Source organism: Capnocytophaga granulosa ATCC 51502 (genome assembly GCF_000411115.1).
GTDB classification, from domain to species: Bacteria; Bacteroidota; Bacteroidia; order Flavobacteriales; family Flavobacteriaceae; genus Capnocytophaga; species Capnocytophaga granulosa.
This window is the reverse complement of sequence record NZ_KE150258.1, coordinates 60,794-85,911: the sequence shown is the minus strand read 5'-3', so window position 1 is coordinate 85,911 and position 25,118 is coordinate 60,794. Positions and strand designations below refer to the sequence as shown.

Here is a 25,118-nt window from a genome sequence, read left to right as displayed (position 1 = left end):
CATTAATAATTAACAATTAACAATTAACCATTATTATGAGATTTCTTTATTTATTACTTCTTACGCCAATTATGGCTGAGGCTCAGATAATTTTCACAGAGAGTCTGGCAACACCTATTGATACAACACGGGTGATACAAGGCACAATCGCCCCTGAGTTCAATTTCAAAACGGAGCGGGAGGACTTCTTCCAGCTAAAAAATAATGCCAATATCACTTTATTGGTCAGAAAGAAGCATGCCTTGACCTTTTTCAATCAGGTAGAGATGATTCGCTCAGGAGAGACTACCTCGGTCAACAATGGTTTCTTGCATGGGGAATATCGCTATATGATTCGTAAAGCGATAGAGATCTATCCTTTTGCTGAATCCGTATGGACACCCTCCAGAGGCTTGGAATTGAAATTGGCCGCGGGGCTACAATCCCGATTTCATTTAGTTCAAACCGAGCACTTCATATGGTTCGCGGGCATAGGCTTTTTTGGCGAATACGAACAATGGAACTACAATGGCGTACCGCTTCCCCATAGCTTTGAAGGGAGGGAGTATCAGAGAAATATCAAGTCTCAATTGCATACAGGCCTTAAGTTCCAGTTTACCGAGAAGTGGTTACTGATTGCCAGCGCTTATATGCACAATCGTATGGATAGCAAAATAGGCAATCCCCGTTGGGCTACCGCCTTAGACCTCCGTCACAAGATTACCGAGCACTTTGGGGTATGGCTTTCCTACCAATACCTCTACCATACCCGCCCTATAGTCCCTATCCGCAAAGGCTATACTATTTTTACAGGAGGGGTATTTATATCATTTTAAAAGAAAAAATATCTCAAAAGTTTTTTGCAAGAGAAATTATTTAACGTAAGTTCGATATAACGAAAGCTCCCACAGATTTTCACGGATTTCACAGATTTTCTATGTTTGTGTAATTGTGCTGTTGCGATTTACACAGATTTTTATAAGGCCAAAGGCCTTATTTATCCGTGGAAATTAAGGAGTTATACTTAGTTGTTGCGTTATTCTCTCTGTGAAAATCCGTGGAATCTGTGGGAGAAAAATATAATTTTGCTTACGTCGAACTCATGTTATTTATATCTTTGTGGTTGAATTTGAAGACAGTAAATAAACTATGAGTGTATTAATAAGGAAATAAAATAAACCAAATGCTTCAAATGAGACAGAAGGGGGGATTACTATTTGCACCATGGCTGTAATTGTAGAAGCTATAAAAACAAAAAGGACTGCCCTTTTGGGGCAGCCCTTTTTAACAAACTTATTTTTTCTTAAAGCAAATTAGATTGCCTCGTTAAGGTAGGACTTAAGCATCCATAGGTTTTTCTCTTGTTCTACGATGAAGTTGCTGATAAGGGTGTTAGTACCCTCGTCATTGATCTCATCAGAGAAGGTAAGTAGTTCTCTTTCCAAAGGAAGTAGTGCTACAATGCTGTCTGTGATAAGGCGAACGGCTTTGTCGTCATCAGTTACGTTTTCTCCCACTGGGATAGTAGCATGTTTTACATAGCTTGCTAAGGTGTTGAAAGGTACTCCTCCAAGGGTTAAGATACGTTCAGCGATTTGATCCACTTGTTCTTGAGCGGCATTGTAAAGCTCTTCGAACTTTATATGTAGTTCAAAAAAGCGTTTTCCCTTGATATTCCAGTGTACCCCACGTAAGTTCTGATAATAGGTTTGATAGTTAGAAAGCAAAATGTTAAGTGATGCAATTTCTTTCTCTACTTGTGCCTTGTTAAGGCCTAAACTGTTTAAACTCATATTTTAAAGGTTTTAAATTCAACGGTGCAAAGGTACGACTTCTGGATAGCAAAGTAAAGACTTTTTTATCTTTTTTCTCTATATCAATTATAAAGATTTTTGATAGTAATGCAAATCAATATAGAAATTAGCAATAATGCCAACAATGATAATCACTGCTGGCATTAATTCATTAATCATGGTTAGAATGCGGCTGAGTAGGCTGCGATAAAGCCAAGTATGATACCTGGAAGGTTAGCAAATACAATAGGATAGTCTCTGTCTCGCTTTAAGAAACCATAAGCTACCCACAAGCTACAGTTGATTCCTGCTACAAAAGGTTGTAACCAAGGCCCTGTGGCATCACCCCATGTTTTTTGAATTTGGTCAATGTAGGCTACATACATAGCTACAGCCATAACAGCTGCTAAAACACTGAGAATGCGAATGAATTTGCTTTCTCCGCTGGCTTGCTTTTCTTCGAATTTGTCCATATTTATCTAATTTTTAATGGTTCTAAATATATTGCAAATGTATGAAAATAAATTAAATAATGGACAAATGGAAGGGCGAATATTTTTACGTTTAATTGTTAATTAACATTTGTAAATCATTGACTATGAGTAATTAGTTGTTTTTAACATATCAAATAAGCTAAAGTTAGGAAAAGATAAGGAGTTATTTGGTTTTTAATTCGTACCTTTGCCCCGCAAATGAGCACCAACTCCATTTGTAATAATATAGACTAAAACTTAATGAAATCTTTACACCTTAATGACTTGAAAAAGAATGAGGCTGTGCCTGATTCTTATGAAATTGCAGTAGCCTATAAAGGACGCAAAGTAGAAATTATTTTGGACAACTATGCCTATACGCTCCAGCAGCTATTGGAAACGGCCAACAATGTATTGGTCTATCTTCCCACATTGGACGAGAAAGCTAAAAAGTATCTCGCACATCAGAATATAGACTGCTTTAATGAGTGTAATGAAAAAAATGGGAGGCCTGAGGCTACCGAAGAATGCTTCGAACGCATGATGACCCTTTCGGCTATACAATTTTTTGATGAGAGTATAGACTTTTATTACAATATTAGTTGTTATAAAAACTATCAGCTCATTGTAGAGGTCAGTTTAAATCATGGGTACAAACATCCAGAGTTCCAGCAGTGGTACTTAAATGCTCCTTATAAAAGTAAATTCTTGGAGAAACTAACTTCCTTTTTTAAGAAGATGTTCTGATATTAGCCAATTAGTCAATAAGTTCGTTGACTAATTGGCTAATTTGTTTTTATAGATTAATAGGCGCATTAGTCTATTTGCTAATTAACAAATTATTGTAGAATATGTCGTTTAAAATTCGTAAATTTGCGAGCCTTTTTCTAAAATAACGTGAGTTCGATATAACAAAAGCTCCCACAGATTTTCACGGATTTCACAGATTTTCTATGTTTGTGTAATTGTGCTGTTGCGATTTACACAGATTTTTATAAGGCCAAAGGCCTTATTTATCCGTGGAAATTAAGGAGTTATACTTAGTTGTTATATCTTTCTCTCCGTGAAAATCCGTGGAATCTGTGGGAGAAAAATATAATTTTGCTTACGTCGAACTCGCGTTAAAATAGGTATTTATAAAAGCTCTCAGTAGGATAATATTTTCAAGATATGTCTTGCCGGTGATAAGGAAAAACTTTTGATGGAAAAAATCTATTTTAAGTATATAAAGATGAATACAGTCAAATTCAGATTGCTGTGCATGTTCTTACTCCTCTTTGGAGTATGGCATGTCTCCTTAGCTCAAGAGGAGATGAAAATTTCTGGATTGGTAAAAGATTCCCAATCCAAGCCACTGGCTGGCGTACAGGTCAGTGTAAAAGACACCTCCCAAAGTACGTACACCGATTTCGATGGGAAGTATACCCTCGAAATCACTAAGGGACAAACCTTAGTCTTCGCGCTCAAAGGCATGCAGCCGCAGGAGCTGACCCCAACTTCCCTCGTTGTGGATGTTACTATGCTTAAAGAAGGTGAGGTAGCCGCCACAAAAGGAGAATCAAGAGCGCCTATGAATACCAACTCACGAGGGCAAACTTCTATCTCCAAAGAAGCAAAGCCTCTATGGGTGCTCAATGGCGTACCACTTCAGGATGATATCGATCTCAAGCCGGAAGACTTGGTTTCTGAGGATGCCAAGTTGCTCATTGCATCAGCTATTCCGGGACTTACCGCAGAGAGTATTGAGAGCTTCCGTGTGATCAATGATGCCTCTGCTACTGCAACTTATGGGCCTCGTGCCATCGCGGGGGTGGTGGAAGTGGTGACCAAAAAAGGTACCGCAGGCTCCAGCAGCATTACCTATACGAATGAATCTACCTATCGACTCATTCCTACCTATAATGAGTATAATATCATGAACTCCCAAGACCATATGTCGGTTATGCAAGAGCTTATGCGTGGTGGACACTTCAAGACAGAAAGCATGTCCGGCCTACAGACCAAGGGAATCATTGGTAAAATGTATGAACTACACAAAACAATCGGCCCTGACGGAAATGCCATAGTGCCTAATACTTCTGCAGGTCGCTTGGCTTATCTACAAGAAGCTGAAAGACGAAATACCAACTGGTTCAAGCAACTTTTCCAAACCTCTGTGATGCAGAACCATACGCTTTCTTTCTCTTCAGGGAATGAAAAATCTACCTATTATGCCTCTATCAATGTACTGGCAGACCCAGGATGGACTAAGGGTAGTAAGTTGGCACAATACTCAGGAAACCTCAATGCCAACTACAACCTTTCTTCCAAATTTATCCTCAATGTCATCACTGACCTTTCCTATCGCGATGAGACCTCTCCTTATATCTCTTCCACAGGTTCGCTCTATAAGTATGCCCTTTATAGCTCTCGTACTTTAGACCCTAAGGCCTACTATACACGTAACTATTCTCCTTATAATATCTTCAATGAGATAGATAATGCTTATATGGATACCGATATAGCAAACTTACGACTACAGGCACAACTTACTTATAAGATTACCCCTAAGGTGGAAGCAGCCATTATGGGAGCTATTCGTTACCAATCAGCTATCTATAATCAGGAGAAAACAGAGAACTCCAACGAGGCACTCTCTTACCGATATATGCCTAACTCTGTGATAAGGAACTATAATTCCAACTTGTACAAAGACCCTAACGACCCCTTCGCCTTACCGCTCTCTGTACTTCCTGAAGGAGGGATCCGTAGAAAAACCGAAAATACGACCAATGCCAACAGCTTCCGTGCTACTATTAGTTATAATGACTCTTTCAAGGACGGATTGCATGCCTTGTCCCTATTCGGTGGTTTTGATATGGATAATGCCAAATATACCAACGATGTCAATAGAAACTTTGGAATACTCTATAACTTAGGCTACTATAGTTCTTATAACTATATGATATTTAAGAAACGCCAAGAAGAGGATGACAATAAGTATTATACCATTAATAATACGGTAGGTAACTATCAGGCTTTCTTCGGTAATGCCTCTTATACGTTCAATGGTCGTTACACTTTTAGTGGTACTTTGCGTTATGATGCCTCTAACCAATTCGGGGAATCTCGCTATATCCGCTGGATGCCTACCTGGAATACAGGTCTTACTTGGGACGTTACTCAGGAAAGCTTCTTCAAGTACCTAAAACCACTTTCTCACTTAAATATCTATGGTTCTATTGGGATTACTGCGGTAGCACCATCGGTGAGCAACTCTCTCTCCCAGATCTATCCAAACCTACCTTGGAAGAACTCCAAGCAACAAGAGTTGGGGCTTAATATCTCTTATTCTGCAAACCACGACCTTACCTATGAGAAAAACCAAGAGCTTAACATAGGTACTCAGTTTGGCTTATTCAATGACCGTATCAACATCTCAGCCGAATGGTTCAATCGTCGCAGCTATGACCTAATCGGGGACATCGTAACCCAAGGGGTAGGTGGTACCATAGTTAAGAAAGGTAATATGGCCGAAATGCGTACCCATGGTTTGGAAATAGGTTTGGAAACTACCAATATCAAGACCGACGATTTCTCTTGGCGTACTTCCTTTATCTACTCTCGTGCTAAGAACGAAATAACCAAGCTCCTTACCAGTCCTAATATTTCTGATATGGTGGGCTATAACTCCTCCGATGCAACATCGGCTGGTGGTTTTGCCAAAGAGGGTTATCCACTAAAATCTCTATTCTCTGTTCCCTTCAACGGACTTGCTAGCAACGGATTGCCTACTTTCCGTGATCAAAACGGGGATGTAACCATGAGTGGTATTCGTTTTGATAACCGAAATGTGGATTTCTTGAAATACTCAGGTACCCTCATTCCTACTGACCGTGGTAGTTTTAGCAATACAATCAACTACAAAGGAATTTCTTTCGGGGTGGTATTTACCTATTCTTACGGAAATGTGGTACGTCTAAGACATTTGAACAATGTATATAACGACTATGCCAATGCTCCTCGAGAACTCAACAATCGTTGGCTCGTACCTGGCGATGAGAACAAAACCAATATTCCACGTCTCTATACTACCTATATGTATGAAAAGACATACAGCTGGGATCAAATCAGACGTACTTATCTCACTTATGACTATTCCGATGTGCGTATAGCCAAGGGTGATAATATCCGCCTAAAAGAGATTTCTATAGGTTATACCTTTGACAAAGATTTCTTGAGGGATACACGTATCCGCCTGCTCAGCATGAAGTTACAGGCTACCAATGTGGCGCTGCTCTATGCCGACAAGAAACTCAACGGAGACGATCCTGACTACCTTGCCAATGGCTATACCCCTATTTCGCCTAAGCGAATTATCTTTACTTTACGTGTAGGACTTTAATACTAAGACGATATGAAAAGATTATATTATATATTTTCAGCTGCTTTTCTAGCACTTACAAGCTGTAACAAACTATTGGACGAACTACCTGATAACCAAGTACGTGTGGACTCTCCTGAAAAGGTAAAGAAACTCTTGGTCAATGCCTATCCTCAGGTAAGTGCCAGCATCTTGAACGAATTTTCTTCCGATAACATAGGTGATGGAGGAGATCTCGTGAAGTTTGACCCCCCATTGGCCGTAGAAATAGCCAACTGGGAACCCATTAACGAATACTCTGATTATGAGGGATTAAAGTACGTATGGCAATATCACTATGATGCCATTAACCATGCCAATACAGCCCTAGAGGCCATTGACAAATTGGGTAATACCGCTGAGCTACAACCTGCTCGTGGTGAGGCCTTGGTAGCTCGTGCTTACGGGCACTTTGAACTAGTGAACCTCTTTGGGAAGCCTTATAATCCTTCTACCAGCGCCTCTGACCCTGGGATTCCTTATATGCTCGCCCCTGAGACTGAATTGAACAAAAAGTACGAACGTACTTCAGTGGCTAAAATCTACCAGCAGATAGATGCCGACTTGCAAGAGGGATTGCCCCTTATCAATGATAGCTACTATGATATGCCTAAGTATCACTTCAACAAAAGAGCAGCTTATGCCTTTGCAGCACGCTTCTACCTCTATTACCAACAGTGGCAAAAAGCCTTGGATGCAGCCAATGAAGTGCTTACTACCAACGATAGAACCACTAAGAACTTGCTAAGAAACTGGAAAGACTTCCGTGATGTGAGCAAAGTAGGAAGTACCAAACAAGGAAACAGAGCGCTCTACTATACCCGTGATGATATACAGGCGAACCTCTTAGTATTGCCAGTGTATTCGAACATTACTAACTATTTCTCTGAAGACTATTCGCGCCGTTACACCCACAATAGCCGTATTTCCAACCAAGAAACTTTGGCAGCTCCTAACCTATGGGATACACAAGGAAAGGCTATTATCAATGAGCGCTATTGGTTCATGCCTATTAAGACAGAAAGTAACGATGCCAATACTATTTTCTTTGACAAATGGCCTGCTTTCTCAGGCGATTATTCCAGAAGTATCATGATTCCTTTCACTACCGACGAAACCCTCTTGGTACGTGCCGAAGCTAAGATACACCTCAAGCAGTACGAAAGCGCTGTTAATGACTTGAACCTATGGACATCTAAGTTTATCCAAGTTAAAGAAGTAGCAGGTTATACCAACAAGAACCAAGTAACTCAGGACGAAATTGTGGCTTTCTACAATGGTATAAACTACTCCCAAGCTACTGACGATGGAGCAACTCAGAAGAAGCACTTAAATCCTTCCTTCACTATAGAGGCTGATGGCATACAGGAACCCCTCTTGCACTATTTGCTTGAGTGCCGCCGTGTTCTTACCCTTGGTGATGGCTTGCGTTGGCAGGATATACGCCGCTACAATATAGAGGTAGTACGCTACAAGACCGACGAAAATAACCGTAACCAGTTCTCTGTCAAAGCGGTACTTCCTCCTGATGACCCAAGACGTACACTTCAGTTGCCTACTATGGTACTACAAGCAGGAATGACCCCTAATCCAAGATAATAAAAATAGTATCTTATGAAAAAAATAATATATATGTTTTTGGCAGCAGCCTTCCTTATGGGCTGTTCCAATGATGATAAAATCAATACCTCCGAAAGTGCTACAACTGCCGACGATGGAGGTGTCAATGGAAAGGTGATTAACCCTCAGAATCCATTGGATAAGTATATAGAAAAGCACTTTTCTCAGCCTTATAGTATAAATATATTATACCGCTTCCTTGAAAGGGAAATCTATAGGTCTTATACGATGGCTCCTACACGCTACGAAAAAGCGATAGAGTTTGTCAATGTATTTAATTATCTCTTTGTAGAGCCTTATATCAAAATAACCTCCAAACAGTTCCTCAAAGAACACTCCTTCAATACCATTATATTGATAGGTGAACCTGCTTTCAACTCCACTGGAGCGAAGCTGGTAGGTTTTGCCGCTGCTGGGGTGAAGATTCACTTGTTGGAGATTAACAATATGGACCCTAACAATATCTATTGGCTTAACGACAACATCTTGGCTACACTTTATCATGAGAATGCACACACTTGGCACCAAGCCAAACTCTATCCTACTGATTATGAGAAGATCTCCGCTTCTGACTACAAGCGAGATAACTGGGTAACAGCTTGGAACCTATCCTCAAGAAACTATTTGCCTGCCGGCTTTATGACCGCATACTCTAGCTTTAATAGCGATGAGGACTTCGTAGAGATGTTGGCTCGCTATATCGTATATCACAATGCAACACAGGATTGTGGTTGTGCTACTACAGATAGTTCTTTGGATACCGACGGAGATGGCTTTGATGATGCGCTTTACACCGCTTGGAAGAATAAGTTCTGGAACTACGGAAGCCTAAACGATGGTCAAAACACCTATGAGTCTTCCAATGTATGGGAAGAACAGCTTAAAATAGCTGATGTAAAAATACGCCCTACTGAAACCTATACAGGTAAGCAAAAAATAGAACAGAAAATGGCCATTATGAAGAAATATCTCTTGGAAGAATGGAATATCAATCTTGATGAACTACGTGCTGAAATCCGTAGCCGATACCCTTATGTAGTGGGTCGAGACTTTGAAGGAAATCCTGTACCAAGAAAAGATTTCTCTGTGTTACCTAATAATTAAAATTTGCTATGAAAAGATATATCATATTACTCGTGACGCTTTCTTTGGTAGCCTCTTGTAGCTACAAGGAAGATGATAATTTCGACCAGAAACCAGCAGGCCGTATGGCCAATGTCCTAGAGACTTATAAGAACACCCTTGAAGAGGATACTTATTGGCAACTCTCTTATTTCCCTCAGGTAAGCCGACGTTTCTTAGGGCTACCAAGAATGGATCATAGTGTAGGGGGGTATAACATCTTCTTGAAATTCAAGGATGGTAAGGTAAGTGCTTCAGCAGAGTTCATGCCTAATAATGATGAATATACCACTTACTTCTCTTATCAGAATACCGAGGCAATCACCCTTAGTTTTGATACATATAACGATGTGTTACACCACTTCCGCCGTACCTCTGGTCAGTTTCCTAACGCTCGTGGTGGGGATATTGAGTTAGAGATTTTGGAACCTGTAAGTAATGGTTATGCTATTGTAGGGCGTTCTTCCACTACCAAAATGACTCTTACCAAGTTCACAGGAAACCGTGAGGAATACCTCAATAAGGTACGTGCTAATACGGAAGTTCTTAAAGACAAAGGTCTTAACTCTACCCAAATCGGTGGCAAGACAGTTACCATGACCCTTTTCCCTAGCTATCGTCAAATAGCTTTTAGTTATGATGGGCAGGATGTGCAACAGGCCTTTGTGATAACCGATAAGGGTCTTAAGTTCTACGAACCTGTTACTGTAAATGGGGTTACTTTGGACGAACTCTATATCAATGAGGCAAAAACAGCCCTTACCACACCTGATAATACCCTTACCATTACTCTCCAAGCAGCTCCTCTCCAACTAACAGAAAACCCTATGAAAGTGTGGTTTGACGAAGGGTTTGTTTCCGATAAGCTATTGAGTAGCTACAATACAACGGATTCATGGATTAAGTGGGCTTATGCGTGGTATGATCTTAAAAGAAGTGGCCATACCGACCTTAGACTTTCCACTATTAAAGGAAATGACAACGAATCAGTTGCAGGATTCACCAAGTTTATCTCTTATGTAGAGGGATACGAAGGTGGTGTATGGACTTACTATGAAGTGGATATGGTAGGGGTAGGAGATCACCCTGACCAAGTGCGCTTTATCCTCAAAGACCCATCTGATCACAAAACCCTCAGAACAGGCGAATACCGAAACCAAATACAGTTCTACTCTTGGCTTGTTACCATACTCTATAGAGCTATTGCTAATAATGGCCCTTATACAGTAGAGGACGGAGGTGATTATTACAAATTTACCAGTACCACCAATAGCGATTACTGGTTCTACCTTTACAAGTAATTAGCATTTCTCATATCATCATTTTCAAAAGGGCTACCCGCGAGGGTAGCCCTTTTATTTGTTAGTAGTGTCACTAATCACTCTCTTATGCACCTGCAAAGCGATACTTGGCTTCTATATCCAGAGTAAGGCGGGTGAAGAGGTCATTGAGTAGCTCACGACTTACGGTAAGTACATCTTCTAAGAGCTGATCAGAAAAGCGTTGTAATAGCTCTTGAGCTGACATAGGATGAGTAGGGTAGAGGGCAAGATAATCAGCCTCCATTTCACGTTGGCGTTGTTCCATTTCAGTCTCAAAACGGTCATACACATCGCGTATCACGGGAGCATATTTGTTATAATTGACCATGCCTAAGGTCTGTACACGCCTTAGGATCCAGTAAGCAGCATCCTCTTTGCAGTGGTTATCACCCTTGGTGTAGGCCTCTGGATAGGAAGTAACCCCTTGGTAGATAGGGATAAAAATTCCCAATGCTGCCATACCGAAAGCCACATAATTGATCTCGCCTATAGCCTTAGGTAGCTCAGGTCTTACCTGTAGGATATGAGTATGAGTAGCACGGAAGATAGCCACAGGGCGGTAAGGTTCTTTGGGATTTTGGTGAAAGTAAGGGTCATGTGTCGAGCCTTGGTAGTGGTGGTAGTAAGCACGGCGGACATCAGCTAAGGAGATACAATTTTCACCTTGTACAAATACAGGAAAGTTATTTTCAGTTACATCATTCTCTATTTCAGGACTAAAGAGTGCTTGTAAAGCCCATACGCGTGGGTAATTGTAGGTGGTATCAAGTTTTTCATCGCGAATGTAAGCCTTATGGAAGTCAAAAACACCCTTGCTAGGGTCATATAGCTTGTGAGTGATAGCAAACTCAATCAGGTCTTCACTGCCTAGGAAGTGGTGGTTATCCATAGGATCATACTCACGCAGGCGTGCCTGATTAGCTGTTACAAAATATACATTGCTGGGAATACGACTGGCTATCCAGCGGTGGCCAGAGGCGGTTTCCAAATACCATATCTCTTTTTGATCTATGAAACCAACCCCAAAGCCTTCTGCAATCCCATATTTCTCTATAAGAGCTCCCAATCTCTCTACGCCTTCTTTGGCACTATGGATATAAGGAAGCACTACCGAATTAATAGAAATTTCGCCTAAGCCATTGGGAACTAAGGGGTCAGCAGCTAGGGCTTTTTCACTACTAAAGATACTCTCGGTAGCACTCATACCCACACCGGCGGTGTTAAAGCCGGCACTTTCCCATTGGTCAGGGTATTGATAAGGAGGCATCCCCATATACCCTAGTGCCTTTTTCGGAAGGGGACAACGGAAACCATTGTTGAAGGATACAAATTCCTCAGGGCCTTGTCCTTTCGCAGGGTGTACTTTTAATCTTTTGGCCACTACAGCACTCCAGTCATCAGAACGTGCTACAATCATAGAACCATCGGTGGTGGCTCGCTTGCCTACAATAATAGTAGTACATTCGGAAGGATTAGAAACATCCTTCATTTTGTCTTTTTCTATTTTCATATCTTTTAGTTTAGCTTTCAAAAACAGAAAGGTAGGTTTTGATTGCAGTAAAATTACGTTTTTTTCCCTAGAAAAACAAATATTAGTTGGTTTTCAGTTTTTAGAGGTCAGTCTCAAAAAGACTGAAAACTGACTTCTGGCCACTGACTATTAAAAAATATGGAAACTCTTCTGCTTTACCTTTGTCCTCGACTTACATGCCTGGCATCTCCTTTGGGATTACTCCTGATTTTTCCTCTTATGAGCTTTATGATTTAGTGGATAAAAGAACACGAAATTCATGTGTGTTAGGTATGGTTCTTTTAACATCTCTTGCCCTACATAAATAGGGGAAAGTGCTTGCTTTTTCCTTTTTTTATTCGTAATTTTGCAAGCCTTTTTCAAAAGGGAGATTTCCCTAACAAGACTCAAAAAATCTATTTTTAATACATAAAGATGAATACAGTGAAAGTCAGATTTCTGCTCTTCTTCTTTCTGCTCTTAGCAGTAGGACAGACCTCTTGGGCACAGGAGGAACTGAAAAAAACGGAGCAGAGCAAGCAGGCCAAAACAAAGCCCAAACCTGCCCCAAAAGCGCCCATGAATACCAATACCCGTGGGCAAACGTCTATCAATCAAGAGGTAAAGCCCCTATGGGTGCTCAATGGGGTTATCCTCCAAGACGAAATAGACCTTAAACCTGAAGATCTCGTCTCCGAAGATGCTAAGTTGCTGATAGCCTCCGCAATCCCAGGCCTTACAGCTGAAAGCATCGAGAGTTTTAGAGTGCTTAAGGATGCCTCTGCTACTGCTGTCTATGGCCCTCGTGCTATCGCAGGAGTAGTGGAAGTGGTCACCAAAAAAGGTGCCGCTGGAACCAGTAGCTTCACCTATACCAACGAATCTACTTTCCGCCTTATTCCTACTTATGACCAGTACAACATTATGAACTCTCAGGAACAAATGTCTGTTATCCAAGAACTGATGCAGGGTGGCCACTATGAGTTTCAAAATGTAGTAACCCAAAAGAACAAAGGGATCGTAGGAAGAATGTATGAACTCTTCTACGAGCTTGATAGACAAGGCAACTCTCGCGTACTCAATACCGAGGCAGGACGTAGGGCTTACCTACAAGAAGCCGAAAGACGTAATACCAATTGGTTCAAGCAACTATTCCAAACTTCCGTAATGCAGAATCATACCCTTTCCTTCTCCTCTGGAAATGAAAAATCTACCTATTATGCCTCCCTAAGCCTCCTCTCAGATCCAGGTTGGCAAAAAGGTAATAAGCTCACTCAGTATACAACCAATCTCAATGCTAACTATAATCTTTCTTCCAAAGTGCGCTTGGGACTGATCACAGACCTCTCCTACCGAGACCAAACCACTCCTATACAGGATGGCTATAACTATGCATTGAACCACTCTCGAACTCTAAATGCTAAGGACTATTACACAACCAACTATGCTCCTTACAACATCTTCAATGAGATGGACAACGCTTATATAGATACCGATATAGCTACCCTTCGTATACAGGGGCAACTCTCTTGGAAGATCACCCCTAAGATAGAGGCAATTCTCATGGGTGCTATCCGCTACCAAAATAATACCCAAAAGACAGAGTATAAAGAAAATTCCAACTGGGTGCTCTCTTACCGCGCCATGCCCAATACAACTGTGAGGGACAATAATACCAATCTGTACAAAGACCCTAACGATCCTTTCGCCCTTCCAGTGGTGGTACTACCCAAGGGAGGAATTCGTGAGAAGATAGACAAAACCTCACTGGCCAATAACCTCCGTGCGACCCTTAGCTATAAGGATACCTTTGCCGAAGGCCTACATAGTATCGCCTTATTCGGAGGCTTTGAGATGGACAACGCCAAGAATACCAATGATCTGAATCGAAACTATGGCTTGCTCTACAATGCAGGTAACTATGCTTCTTTCTCTTACCTGATGTTCAAGAAGTTGCAAGAAGAATTCCGTAACTACTATACCATAGCCGATACTGAAAATAACAACCAGGCTTTCTTTGCCAATGCTTCTTATACCCTCAAAGGACGCTATACGGCCAATGGTACTTTGCGCTATGATGCCTCTAACGCTTTCGGTCCTTCTCGCTACCTCCGTTGGATGCCTACTTGGAATGCTGGACTGAAGTGGGATGTGAGCCAAGAGAACTTCTTTGCTTCTCTTAAGCCCCTTTCTCACCTAACTCTCAAGGCTTCTTTTGGAGTAACGGCTGTAGCACCTTCTGTGAGCAATTCCTTAGCACAGCTCTATATCAACAATCCTTGGCGCAACTCCACTCAGCGTGAGTTAGGTCTTGAAATCCAGAATATTGCCAACCATGACCTGACCTATGAGAAAAACCAAGAGTTAAACATAGGAGCAGACTTGGGCTTCTTCGATGATCGTATCAACCTCTCTGTAGAATGGTTTCACCGTCATAGCTATGACCTGATAGGGGATATTGTTACCCAAGGTACGGGGGGCTTCACTACCAAAAAAGGGAATATGGCTCAAATGCGTATCCGTGGGCTTGAAATAGGCTTGGAGACAACCAATCTCAAAACAGCCGACTTCTCTTGGAAGACTTCCTTTATCTATTCTCGAGCTAAAAATGAAATCACAGAGCTGCTTACCACTCCTACCATTCGTGATATGATTGGCTATTCTACCAGTGCTACCTCCCAAGGAGGGTTCGCCCGCGCAGGCTATCCACTTAAGTCTATCTTCTCAGTTCCTTTCAATGGACTCAACGATAGGGGATTGCCTACTTTCCTCAACGAACACAACCAATCTACCATCGGGGGAATCCGATTCGATAGTCGCAACGTAGATTTTCTAAAATATGCAGGTACCCTCATCCCTACTGATAAGGGAAGCTTTAGCAATACCTTTCACTACAAAGGTATCTCCTTGGGGGTAGTGCTTACTTACTCCTATGGGAATGTGGTACGCCTTAGAAAACTCAGCAATATCTATACCGACTATGGAATTGTCCCTCGTGAGCTCAACAACCGTTGGCAATTCGCTGGTGATGAGACCAAAACCAACATCCCTGTAGTCTATACTACTTTTATGCAAAATGCCTATGGCTACAATGAAATCAGCCAGGCTTATAATACCTATGACTATTCCGATATTCGTATCGCCAAGGGAGATAATATCCGCCTGAAAGAGATCTCTTTAGGCTATACCTTCGATAAGGATTTCTTGCGTGAGACTCGTATCCGCCAGCTTAGTGTCAAGTTGCAAGCCACCAACTTAGCCTTACTCTATGCCGATAAGCGCCTTAATGGAGATGATCCTGATTACTTGGTTAACGGATATACCCCTATCTCTCCTAAGCGATTGATATTTACTTTACGTGTAGGACTTTAACCCTAAAATGATGAAAAGAATATACTATATATTAGCCATTACTTCCCTCGCGCTGACCGCTTGTAACGATCAGCTGGATAAAATGCCGGACAATCGCCTGCTGATTGACTCACCTGAAAAGGTACAGCAGACCCTGACCAATGCCTATCCCCAGATAGCCACCACCCTCATTAGCGAATTTTCTTCGGATAATATAGATGATATAGGGGCGGACAATATCTATTCTAACTTCCTCACTCGTGAGGCAGCCTATTGGCAACCTATATTGGAATACAATTACTTGGATGGTTTACAGAATATTTGGGACTTTCACTATAAGGCGATCAGCCATGCCAATGCTGCCTTGGAGGCTATTGAGACGACTCTAAAGGGTGATCCAGCCCTTAATCCTGCCAAAGGGGAAGCCTTAGTAGCTCGTGCCTATGCCCATTTCTGCTTGGCTAACCTCTTCTGTCAGGCTTACAACCCTACCACCAGTGGTACCGACTTAGGGATTCCTTATATTACCGAGCCTGAGGCACAGCTCAATCCTAAGCGTGACCGTGGTACTGTAGCCCAGCTATATCAGCAGATCGATCATGACCTTCAGGTGGGACTTCCTCTTATTGATGATAGTTATTACCAAATGCCTAAGTATCACTTCAATAAGAAAGCAGCTTATGCCTTCGCTGCTCGCTTCTACCTCTATTACCAACAATGGCAAAAAGCAGTAGATGCAGCCAATGTGGTGCTTACTACCAATGAGGCTACAACCAAAACACTCATACGCGAATGGTTAGATTTCCGTGATGCCCAAAAAACAGGTATCCGTTCCCTAACCGCTTATGCACAGGCCTATACCCGTGAGAGTGAAGTAGCCAACCTTATGTTACAACCTGTCTATTCGGAACTCTCTACCACTTATTTTGTAGAAACTAACTATCGATTCGCCCATGCTTATAGAGTAGCAGAGCAAGAAACCTTCTCCACTACCAACCTTTGGGATGCGCGTGCCGAATCAAAGAATAATGGTTATGAGTTCTACTGGTTCATGCCTTTCACGCAGCGTGCCGACCTAAGGGATATCGTCCTACAACCTAAGTTTCCTACCTTTCGAGATGGTTCCTATACTCGTACCATCTTGGTGCCTTTCACCACCGATGAGACCCTCTTGGTGCGTGCCGAGGCAAAAATTATGCTTGGAGAACTCGATAGTGCCGTGGCGGATCTTAATATATGGACTTCCAAGTATCTACGTGGAAGGGTTAATTATAATCCTAATGGCAATACCTTTACCAAGGAGGAGATAACTAACTTCTATAACGATTTGGCTTATAGCCAAAGCACTCCTAGTGGAGCCACTCAAAAGAAGCAGCTACATCCTTCCTTTACTCTTACAGCTGAACAGGAACCTTTGATTCATTATGTGTTACAGTGCCGCCGTATCCTTACTATGCATGAGGGACTTCGCTGGCAGGACATCAAGCGCTATGGGATAGAGGTGGCACGCTACCAACATACCAAGCAAGAGAGAGACATCTCTACCATAGAAGGCGTACTAGCTCCCATTGATGCTCGCCGTGCCATACAGCTCCCTGGTACCGCTATAGGTGCCGGTATGCAACCTAATCCAAGATAAAAACACTTATGTTTATGAAAAAAATCATATATATACTCTTAGCAGCAGCCATGGTAAGCTGCTCCGTGGATAATACTCTTACGGCCGATAGTGTTATTCCCAAGGACAATGAGCAAAATGACTCACAACAAGAAGTGCTCAACCCGCCTAACCCCTTGGATACCTACATACAAGAGCGATTTACCAAGCCGTATAATATCCGTATTCTCTACCGCTTCGTGGAGAAGGAAACCACCCGTAGCTGGGTGCTCACCCCCACTAAGTATGACAAGGCGGTACAGTTCGCCTCCGTGTTCAATTATCTATTTATAGAGCCTTATGTAGAGGTAACCTCCAAGGAGTTCATGAAGGAACATTCGTTTAATACCTTGATTCTCATAGGGGAGAATGCCTATCATGCTACCCGTATTCCTATGCGAGGATTGGCTACCAATGGGGTAAAGATCCATATGATGAATATCAACAATATACGCCCCAATAGTATTTTTTACCTCAATGATAATGCTTTACACACCCTCTACCACGAGACAGCTCACACATGGCATCAATCGGTGGATTACCCTACCGATTACAAGCGTATCTCTGGTACCGACTACAAGAGTAATAGCTGGGCTAATAGCTGGACAGGTACCGATTACCTCAAGGCGGGCTTTATCAGCGCTTACGGAAGTAAGGATTCTGATGAGGACTTCGTGGAGATGATCTCTCGCTATATCACCTACTTCAATGCCACACAGGATTGTGGTTGTGCTACCGAGGATACTACTTTGGATACTAATGGAGATGGCTTCGACGATGCTCTCTATACAGCTTGGAAGCGTAGTTTTACTAACTATAACAATGGTGCCTCAGTGGCTTCCTATGACTCGGCTCGTGTATGGGAAGAACAATTGGAATTGGGCAATGCCAAAATCCGCTCTACAGAGCAATATACAGGTAAAGAGAAGCTTGAGCAGAAGATGAAAATGATCCGCCGCTACCTCACCACCACTTGGAATATCAACTTGGATGTCTTGCGCAATAAGATTCGCGAACGCTATCCTTATGTGGCAGGACGTACCTTGAGTGGGCAGGTGGTCCCTCGGAAAGATTTTTCTGATCTAACTAATAATTAAAAAAATGAAAAGATATATTACTCTATTTTTAGCCTTTGCACTCCTTTCGGCTTGTGAATATAAGGAAGAAGCCATATTCAAAAAGGAGGCTAGTGACCGTACTTCCACCACGCTTGATACTTATAAAAAGATCATAGAAAGCTATGATGGCTATTGGTTGCTTTCCTATTATCCGGGGGTAAGCCGTAGCTTCGGGGGATTCCCCGTGGCACCACGCAGTATAGGAGGCTACTCCTTTGTCTTGAAACTCAAAGATGGTAAGGTAAAGGCCTCTTCCGAGGTAAGACCTACCAATGCCGAGGAAGAATCTTACTATACCTATTCCAATACCGAGGGGCCTACCTTGAGTTTTGATACTTTCAATAGTGTCTTAGACCATTTCCGATTCGTCTCTCCAGTATTTACCAATGCTAGAGGAGGGGATATTGAGTTTATCTTCCTCAAAGAAGAAAACGGGGTGCTTACCCTCCGAGGGCGTACCTCCAATAACCTAATGACCCTCACCAAACTCACTAGCGATAGGGAGGCTTTCCTTACTAAGCTCCGCGAGAATACTCAAGTGCTTAAGGGCAAGGGACTCTCTCCTATCACTATCCAAGGCACTGAGGTGAAACTCACACACTTCCCTAGTTATCGCCAATTGGTCTTTAGCTATGAAGGACAGACGCTACAACGTGCCTTCTCTCTTACCGAAAAAGGAATTAAGCTCTATGAACCTGCTGATATTAAGGGAGTTACCTTCGACGAACTCTATTTCAATGAAGATAAGACGGCCTTGACAACGCCCGATGGTACTATCTCTACAGCTTTAGTACCTTGTCCTATCACTTTCTCTACGACTTCTTCTCGTTGGATAAGGGTAGGAGAATACTATACCTCCCAAAGCTATATAGATATTCATAGGGACTTGGACAATCAGGTACGCCGTGGCAAGTGGAGAAACTACTCCCTAAATACCTTTTTTTCCTTTAGAGAACTTATCAAGGGAAATGATGGGGGAACTTCCACTGGTATAACCTTGAGCCTGAGAAATGTCAATCCTAATAATGGTAATTATACTGACTATACCTCGGATTATGAGGCTGATTTTGTGGGGGTAGCAGGGCATCCTGAGCAGATAGAGATCTTCTTGAAAGACCCGAACTTCGCCAGCGGATTTTCGCAATACTTCCCCTACCTCACTCCTATCATCGATGAGGTGGTCAATAACAGTCCTTATCAAATAGATGCCACTACTTATGATTACTATTACGATCTACGTAGTGTTAAGAATGGAGAGAAAAGTTGGTTTCTTTTGAGTAAATAGTTAATAGTTAAGGTAATATATATAGGGATATAGAGTTTTAGCAACTCTGTATCCCTATATCTCTATAACGCTATTATTCCTTGATAAAAAATATGGAAACTTTTTTTGTTTATTTAGTTTTTTTGCTTTACCTTTGCCCCCGATTTAGAAATTACTTGCGATGGATATAATCAAACTCTCTATCAAGCGACCCAGTGTCCTAATTGTGATGCTCTCCTTATTTCTCCTAGGAGGGTTATATTCTTATAAGCTCCTAAACTACGAACTCATTCCTAAGTTCGAGGTCAATGTGGTAACCATTTCCACTATATATGCAGGAGCATCTCCTTCAGAAATTGAGAGTACCGTAACCAAGAAAATCGAGGATGCGGTATCTTCCTTGGAGAATATCAAAAAAATACAATCTTACTCCTATGAGTCACTCTCTGTGGTGGTTATCCAGCTAACCAACGATGCCAATGTGGACAATACGCTCAATGAGGCTCAGCGTAAGATCAATGCTATTCGTTCTAAGCTCCCTACCGATGTTAAAGAACCTTCTCTTTCCAAGTTTTCACTTTCGGACTTGCCGATCATCTCTCTTGGGGTTACCTCCAATCTTTCCTCACAGGAGCTTTATGACCTAGTGGATAAAAAGATACAGCCTGAACTCTCTCGTGTACCAGGGGTGGCACAGGTCAATATCATTGGCGGACGTAAGAGGGAAATTCGTGTGAATGTGGATCCTCAAAAGCTCGAAGGCTATGGCCTTACGATCGCTCAGGTACAACAGCTTATTGCAGCTTCCAATATAGAAATCCCTGCTGGTAAGCTCAAAACGCGTGAGAATAGTACCTCCATCCGTGTCTTGGGTAAGATTCAGGATGTAGAACAGCTGCGTAACCTTCCATTAGTTTCCAAAAATGGTATCGAAATCCGCCTTTCCGATGTAGCTGATGTACAAGATACCGAAGAGGATGCTGAGAAAATCGCGCGTATCAACCAAGAAAACACACTCTTGTTGCAAGTGCTCAAGCAGACCGATGCCAATGCCGTATCGGTAAGTGAGTTGGTGCGCAAGAAAATGGCACAGATAGAAAAAACATATGTCAATCAAAATGTAAAACTACAGTTGGCAGAGGATACCAGCCAATTTACCCTACATGCGGCTAATTCGGTGATGTTTGACCTTGTATTGGCGATTGTACTCGTAGCCGTGGTGATGTTCTTCTTCCTCCACAGCTTGCGCAACGCACTCATTGTCATGGTCTCTATCCCGACCTCACTCATCGCAGCCTTTATTGGTATGTACTTCTTTGGCTTTACACTGAACCTGATGAGCTTGGTGGCACTCTCTCTGGTGGTTGGTATCTTGGTGGATGACGCCATCGTGGTCTTGGAGAACATACACCGCCATATGGAGATGGGAAAGAACAAGGTACGTGCTGCCTATGATGGGTCTAAGGAAATTGTCCTTACCGTTATGGCTATTACTATGGTGATTGTGGTGGTATTCGTACCGATTTCTATAGGAAATAGTATAGTGGTCAATATCGTAAAAGAGTTCTGTCTTACTGTGGCTATTGCTACAGCACTCTCTTTGCTGATGTCCTTTACTATAGTGCCTTGGCTTTACTCTCGTTTTGGAAAGTTGGAGCATCCTGATCCTAAATCACTTATGGGCAAGATCTCTATTGGTTTTGAGGGCTTTATCAAGCGTATGACTCACCTTTTCTCTGACCTATTGGTATGGTCGTTCAAGCACAAATGGAAAACTTTCATTTTGGTATTCTTCCTCTTTGCAGGTTCTTGTTCGCTCATTCCTACAGGCTATATAGGAACAGACTTTATGCCTAATATGGATAGGGGTAAGTTCCTAATACAGTTTGAGCTGAACAAAGATGCCTCTTTGGAACAGACTAACTTTATTACCCAAAAGGCAGAGAACTATTTGCGTAACCTCAAGGTATCGGGCACCAATAAGCCTTTGGTAGAGCGTATGATTACCACAGTAGGACAGTCTACCAGTGGTATGGGTTCCACTCGGGCTACTGCGTATAAGTCTGAAATACAGATTACTCTTGTGGATAAGAAAGAACGTAGCGAATCCACTACGGTAATTGCCGCTAAGCTCAAGCGAGAATTGAGTCAATACTTGGTTGATGCCAAAGTAAAGACTGTACCTGTTGGCATGATGGGGGCAGAACAAGCACCAATTGCCTTGGTAGTTACCTCCGACGATGTTAAGGTGGCTCAAGAATATGCCGTGAAAACCGCTGAACTACTCAAGATAATACCAGGAGCCACTGAAATAAAGCTTTCTTCAGAGGCAGGGAACCCTGAGATCAATGTACAGCTGAACCGTGATAAGATGGCCATGCTGGGTCTTAATATTGCTACAGTAGGAACGACTATGCGTGTAGCTTTCAACGGAAATGATGATAATAAGTTCCGCACAGGAGACTCCGAATATGATATCAATATCCTATTTGAGGAAGGTAACCGCCAGTCTATAGAGAATATAGAGAATATGATTTTTATCAACAATACAGGACAACAAGTCAAGCTCTCCCAATTTGCCGATGTATTCTATGCCTCAGGGCCTACCCAGTTAGAGCGTTATGACAAGTCGCCTTCAGTAACCGTACAAGCCCAATCCGTAGGACGTCCTACAGGTACTATTGTTTCTGAGTGGAAAACCAAGTTAGAAACCTTGCAGAAACCCGCCAATGTACAGTTCGTCTTCTCTGGAGATCAAGAGATGCAGGACGAAGGGTTCGGAACAATATTTGTATCCCTTTTTGCCGCAATCTTATTGGTGTACATGGTAATGGTAGTGCTCTATAATAGTTTTTCTCGTCCGTTTGTAGTTTTGTTCTCTATTCCTCTTTCCTTTATTGGAGCTTTGATTGCCTTGGCCATGGCCAATATGTCGCTTAATGTTTTCACCCTCTTGGGGATCATCATGCTCATCGGTTTGGTGGCTAAGAATGCGATTATGATTGTGGATTTCGCCAACCACCGCAAGGAGGAAGGAGAAGATACGGTAACGGCACTGATACAAGCCAACCATGCGCGTTTCCGTCCGATCCTAATGACCACCATTGCCATGGTAGCAGGGATGATACCTTTGGCTATAGCCTCTGGCTCAGGAGCTGAGATTAACAACGCCTTAGCGATTGTAATCATCGGAGGGCTAATCTCCTCTCTGTTCTTGACTTTGATTATTGTGCCAATGGTATATCTAATCTTTGACAACATAGGTAAGCGTTTCGGAAAAGGTACCAAGCCTGACTATGATCGCCTGATGATCGCCGACTACGAACATAGGGAAATCAAAGCAGAACACGAGATATAACAATTAGTGACCAATGATTAGTGACCAATGACTAATACTATAAAGGATTAGTTATTGGTCATTAATCATTATTGGTATTAAACATTAACAATTGAACATTAACAATTAACAATTAAATCCCTTATATTTGCACTCAGTAATTATAAAGGAATTTGTATGGGGAAAAACAATTTTGACAACTTTGACCCCAATAGCGAAAGCTGCTGAGAAACACACCATATAAAAATCTGTGAAATTTGTATTTCACATACCCAGTCGTGAGCACTCGCTGGCTTTGTGGGGGCTTTTGTTATATCAAGCTCGCATTAATTATGAAAATAAAAGAAGGAATATATAACTGATATGGGATATAAGGTTATTGGATTAATACAAAAGAATAGATAAAACAAAGTGTAATAATGATTAATAAAGAAGAATAATGTCTAAAAATAAAAAGTTGAACAATGCTATAAAAAATAAAAACGATGAATTTTATACATTATTGAAAGATATTGAAAAAGAATTGGAGATCCATAAAGATTTTTTTAAAAACAAAATAATCTATTGCAACTGTGATAATCCAAAATTCAGCAATTTTTTTAAATACTTTTTTGACAATTTTGAGAGTTTACAATTAAAAGAATTAATTGTAAGTTACAAAGAGGAAGAACAAGGTTTTTATTTAATTTACAATAGATCTAATAAGGAATTAAAATTAAAAAAGTTGAAGGAAAATGGAGATTTTAGAAGTGATGAATGTATTGATTTATTAAAGAAATCAGATATAGTCATTACCAATCCGCCATTTTCTTTATTTAAGGATTTTGTTAATTTGTTGTTGAAGGAAAAGAAATATTTTCTTATAATTGGAAATTCCAATGCACTTAGTTTTAAAAAGATATTAGAAAATATCAAGGCAAATAAAATACGATTGGGGATTAATTGTGTTCGTTGGTTTTTTTTGCCTAATGGGGATTTATGTGAAGGAGCAAGAAGTTTTTGGTATACTAATCTAGATATAAAACAAAAATATCAAAGATTAGATGTATCTAAACCATATTCTACAACTGAATATCTTGAATATGATAATTATAAAGCTATTGAAATAAGTAAAACTAAAGATATTCCATACGATTTTGAAGGAATAATGGGAGTTCCAATTACTTTTTTATCAAAATATAATCCAGAACAATTTGAAATCATAGGTGCAGATTATCAAGTAAAAGATGGAGAATTAAGTTATATTGCCAATAAAAAATGGAAAGGAAAATTAGATAGAGCATATCTTAACGGAAAAAGGTTATATTCAAGAATTTTTATAAAAAATATTATCTCATCAAAAAAAGAAGTGAATAATGCCGTATAAATATGAAATAATTAATTGTCAAGATCCTTATAACAATTCTAATATTAAAAGAACTTATAAAGTAATAAAATTTACTTTTGATAATAATAATCCTCATGCCCCTTTCTATTACAATAAAGCATGGGAGTTAGCACAAAAAGTTAATCCACACAAAGCAAATGATAGCATCAATAAAAGAGATAAGGATAGATTAATATTAGATACCTTAGGAGGGGTATTATCTGAATATGGGTGGTATTTCTATATTAAAGGAATATTTGGAGATATTGTTTCTTTTACTCCATTTCAATCTGCTTCTAATCAAATAGATTTATTATTAAATAATGGAAAGAAAATTGAAGTTCGGTCTTCTTTTCCAAGAAATGGTATAAAATTTGCGTTATGTAATGAACGCTATCATTTTAAAAATATTTGTAAATATGATAATTTGTACAAACCCAATGAAGTAGATAAAGATTTTTTTGCTTGTGTTTTATTTGAAACTCCAAAAGCAGATATGTTAGAGTCTAAAAATATTATTTTTTATTTAATTGGCGGCTCTACTCGTGAAATGATGGAAGATGAAAATATTTCATTTAAAAGTGATCTAGTTGCTGAAGATGATCTAACACAAGAAAAAACTACCTACAAAGTAATAAAATTATCTAATGCTTTAGATATTGAAGGTTTTGAAAAATATATGATAAATATGGGGTATAATAAAATTAAATCGAATCAAAAAAGTCTTAAAACTATCTAATTTTGCAATGTTGATAAGCAGCACTTTGATCTGTATCTTTCTAAAATTTAAATCACCTCATCGTC

General features: G+C 40.8%; 16 protein-coding genes. 13 read left to right on the top strand and 3 right to left on the bottom strand.

Annotated features, from left to right (window positions below):
- Nucleotides 1-35: 35 nt before the first annotated feature.
- A complete protein-coding gene (locus HMPREF9331_RS11360) occupies nt 36-815 on the top strand; it encodes a DUF481 domain-containing protein (protein ID WP_016421047.1) in 780 nt (259 codons plus the stop codon).
- Nucleotides 816-1,292: 477 nt separating this feature from the next.
- Here HMPREF9331_RS11360 and HMPREF9331_RS11355 read toward each other — a convergent pair whose 3' ends face one another.
- Together HMPREF9331_RS11355 and HMPREF9331_RS11350 are read right to left on the bottom strand one after the other, a co-directional pair.
- Entirely contained in the window at nt 1,293-1,772 is a 480-nt protein-coding gene (locus HMPREF9331_RS11355; protein WP_016421046.1) for a Dps family protein, read from the bottom strand.
- A 182-nt stretch (nt 1,773-1,954) separates the two neighbouring features.
- Nucleotides 1,955-2,245 (bottom strand): SemiSWEET family transporter, encoded by a 291-nt coding sequence (locus HMPREF9331_RS11350; RefSeq protein WP_009642495.1) that lies wholly within the window; start codon nt 2,243-2,245, stop codon nt 1,955-1,957.
- Nucleotides 2,246-2,506: 261 nt separating this feature from the next.
- On the opposite strand from HMPREF9331_RS11350, the gene HMPREF9331_RS11345 reads away from it, so the two are divergent.
- From HMPREF9331_RS11345 to HMPREF9331_RS11325, 5 genes are all read left to right on the top strand, one after another.
- On the top strand, nt 2,507-2,992 hold the full coding sequence (locus HMPREF9331_RS11345; protein WP_016421045.1) for a DUF2262 domain-containing protein: 486 nt from the start codon (nt 2,507-2,509) through the stop codon (nt 2,990-2,992).
- Between the two features lie 484 nt (nt 2,993-3,476).
- Complete coding sequence (locus tag HMPREF9331_RS11340) at nt 3,477-6,629, top strand: carboxypeptidase-like regulatory domain-containing protein (protein ID WP_234945884.1); 3,153 nt, start codon at nt 3,477-3,479, stop codon at nt 6,627-6,629.
- Nucleotides 6,630-6,641: 12 nt separating this feature from the next.
- Nucleotides 6,642-8,246, top strand: a complete 1,605-nt coding sequence (locus tag HMPREF9331_RS11335) for a RagB/SusD family nutrient uptake outer membrane protein (protein ID WP_016421043.1) — start codon at nt 6,642-6,644, stop codon at nt 8,244-8,246.
- A gap of 15 nt (nt 8,247-8,261) precedes the next feature.
- Nucleotides 8,262-9,371, top strand: a complete 1,110-nt coding sequence (locus tag HMPREF9331_RS11330; protein WP_009640997.1) for a substrate import-associated zinc metallohydrolase lipoprotein — start codon at nt 8,262-8,264, stop codon at nt 9,369-9,371.
- Between the two features lie 8 nt (nt 9,372-9,379).
- Nucleotides 9,380-10,690: a DUF4302 domain-containing protein gene (locus HMPREF9331_RS11325; protein WP_016421042.1), complete on the top strand. Its 1,311-nt coding sequence runs from the start codon at nt 9,380-9,382 to the stop codon at nt 10,688-10,690.
- A gap of 85 nt (nt 10,691-10,775) precedes the next feature.
- Here the strand turns inward: HMPREF9331_RS11325 and HMPREF9331_RS11320 are convergent, their stop codons facing one another.
- The gene (locus HMPREF9331_RS11320; protein ID WP_016421041.1) at nt 10,776-12,221 is read right to left on the bottom strand and encodes a C69 family dipeptidase; all 1,446 of its coding nucleotides are present in this window, start codon (nt 12,219-12,221) and stop codon (nt 10,776-10,778) included.
- A gap of 435 nt (nt 12,222-12,656) precedes the next feature.
- Between HMPREF9331_RS11320 and HMPREF9331_RS11310 the strand changes: the two genes are divergently transcribed.
- From HMPREF9331_RS11310 to HMPREF9331_RS11280, 7 genes are all read left to right on the top strand, one after another.
- Nucleotides 12,657-15,593 (top strand): SusC/RagA family TonB-linked outer membrane protein, encoded by a 2,937-nt coding sequence (locus HMPREF9331_RS11310; RefSeq protein WP_016421040.1) that lies wholly within the window; start codon nt 12,657-12,659, stop codon nt 15,591-15,593.
- Nucleotides 15,594-15,603: 10 nt separating this feature from the next.
- The gene (locus tag HMPREF9331_RS11305) at nt 15,604-17,211 is read left to right on the top strand and encodes a RagB/SusD family nutrient uptake outer membrane protein (RefSeq protein ID WP_016421039.1); all 1,608 of its coding nucleotides are present in this window, start codon (nt 15,604-15,606) and stop codon (nt 17,209-17,211) included.
- Nucleotides 17,212-17,219: 8 nt separating this feature from the next.
- Nucleotides 17,220-18,326 carry a substrate import-associated zinc metallohydrolase lipoprotein gene (locus HMPREF9331_RS11300; RefSeq protein WP_016421038.1) on the top strand — a complete coding sequence of 369 codons (1,107 nt, stop codon included), beginning with the start codon at nt 17,220-17,222 and terminating at the stop codon, nt 18,324-18,326.
- Between the two features lie 4 nt (nt 18,327-18,330).
- Entirely contained in the window at nt 18,331-19,632 is a 1,302-nt protein-coding gene (locus tag HMPREF9331_RS11295; RefSeq protein ID WP_016421037.1) for a DUF4302 domain-containing protein, read from the top strand.
- A 160-nt stretch (nt 19,633-19,792) separates the two neighbouring features.
- Entirely contained in the window at nt 19,793-22,969 is a 3,177-nt protein-coding gene (locus HMPREF9331_RS11290) for an efflux RND transporter permease subunit (RefSeq protein WP_016421036.1), read from the top strand.
- A 418-nt stretch (nt 22,970-23,387) separates the two neighbouring features.
- Nucleotides 23,388-24,314, top strand: coding sequence for an adenine-specific methyltransferase EcoRI family protein (locus HMPREF9331_RS11285; protein WP_016421035.1), 927 nt, complete (start codon nt 23,388-23,390; stop codon nt 24,312-24,314).
- On the top strand, nt 24,304-25,053 hold the full coding sequence (locus HMPREF9331_RS11280) for a hypothetical protein (protein WP_016421034.1): 750 nt from the start codon (nt 24,304-24,306) through the stop codon (nt 25,051-25,053). The genes HMPREF9331_RS11285 and HMPREF9331_RS11280 overlap by 11 nt, the downstream gene beginning before the upstream one ends.
- Nucleotides 25,054-25,118: the final 65 nt, after the last annotated feature.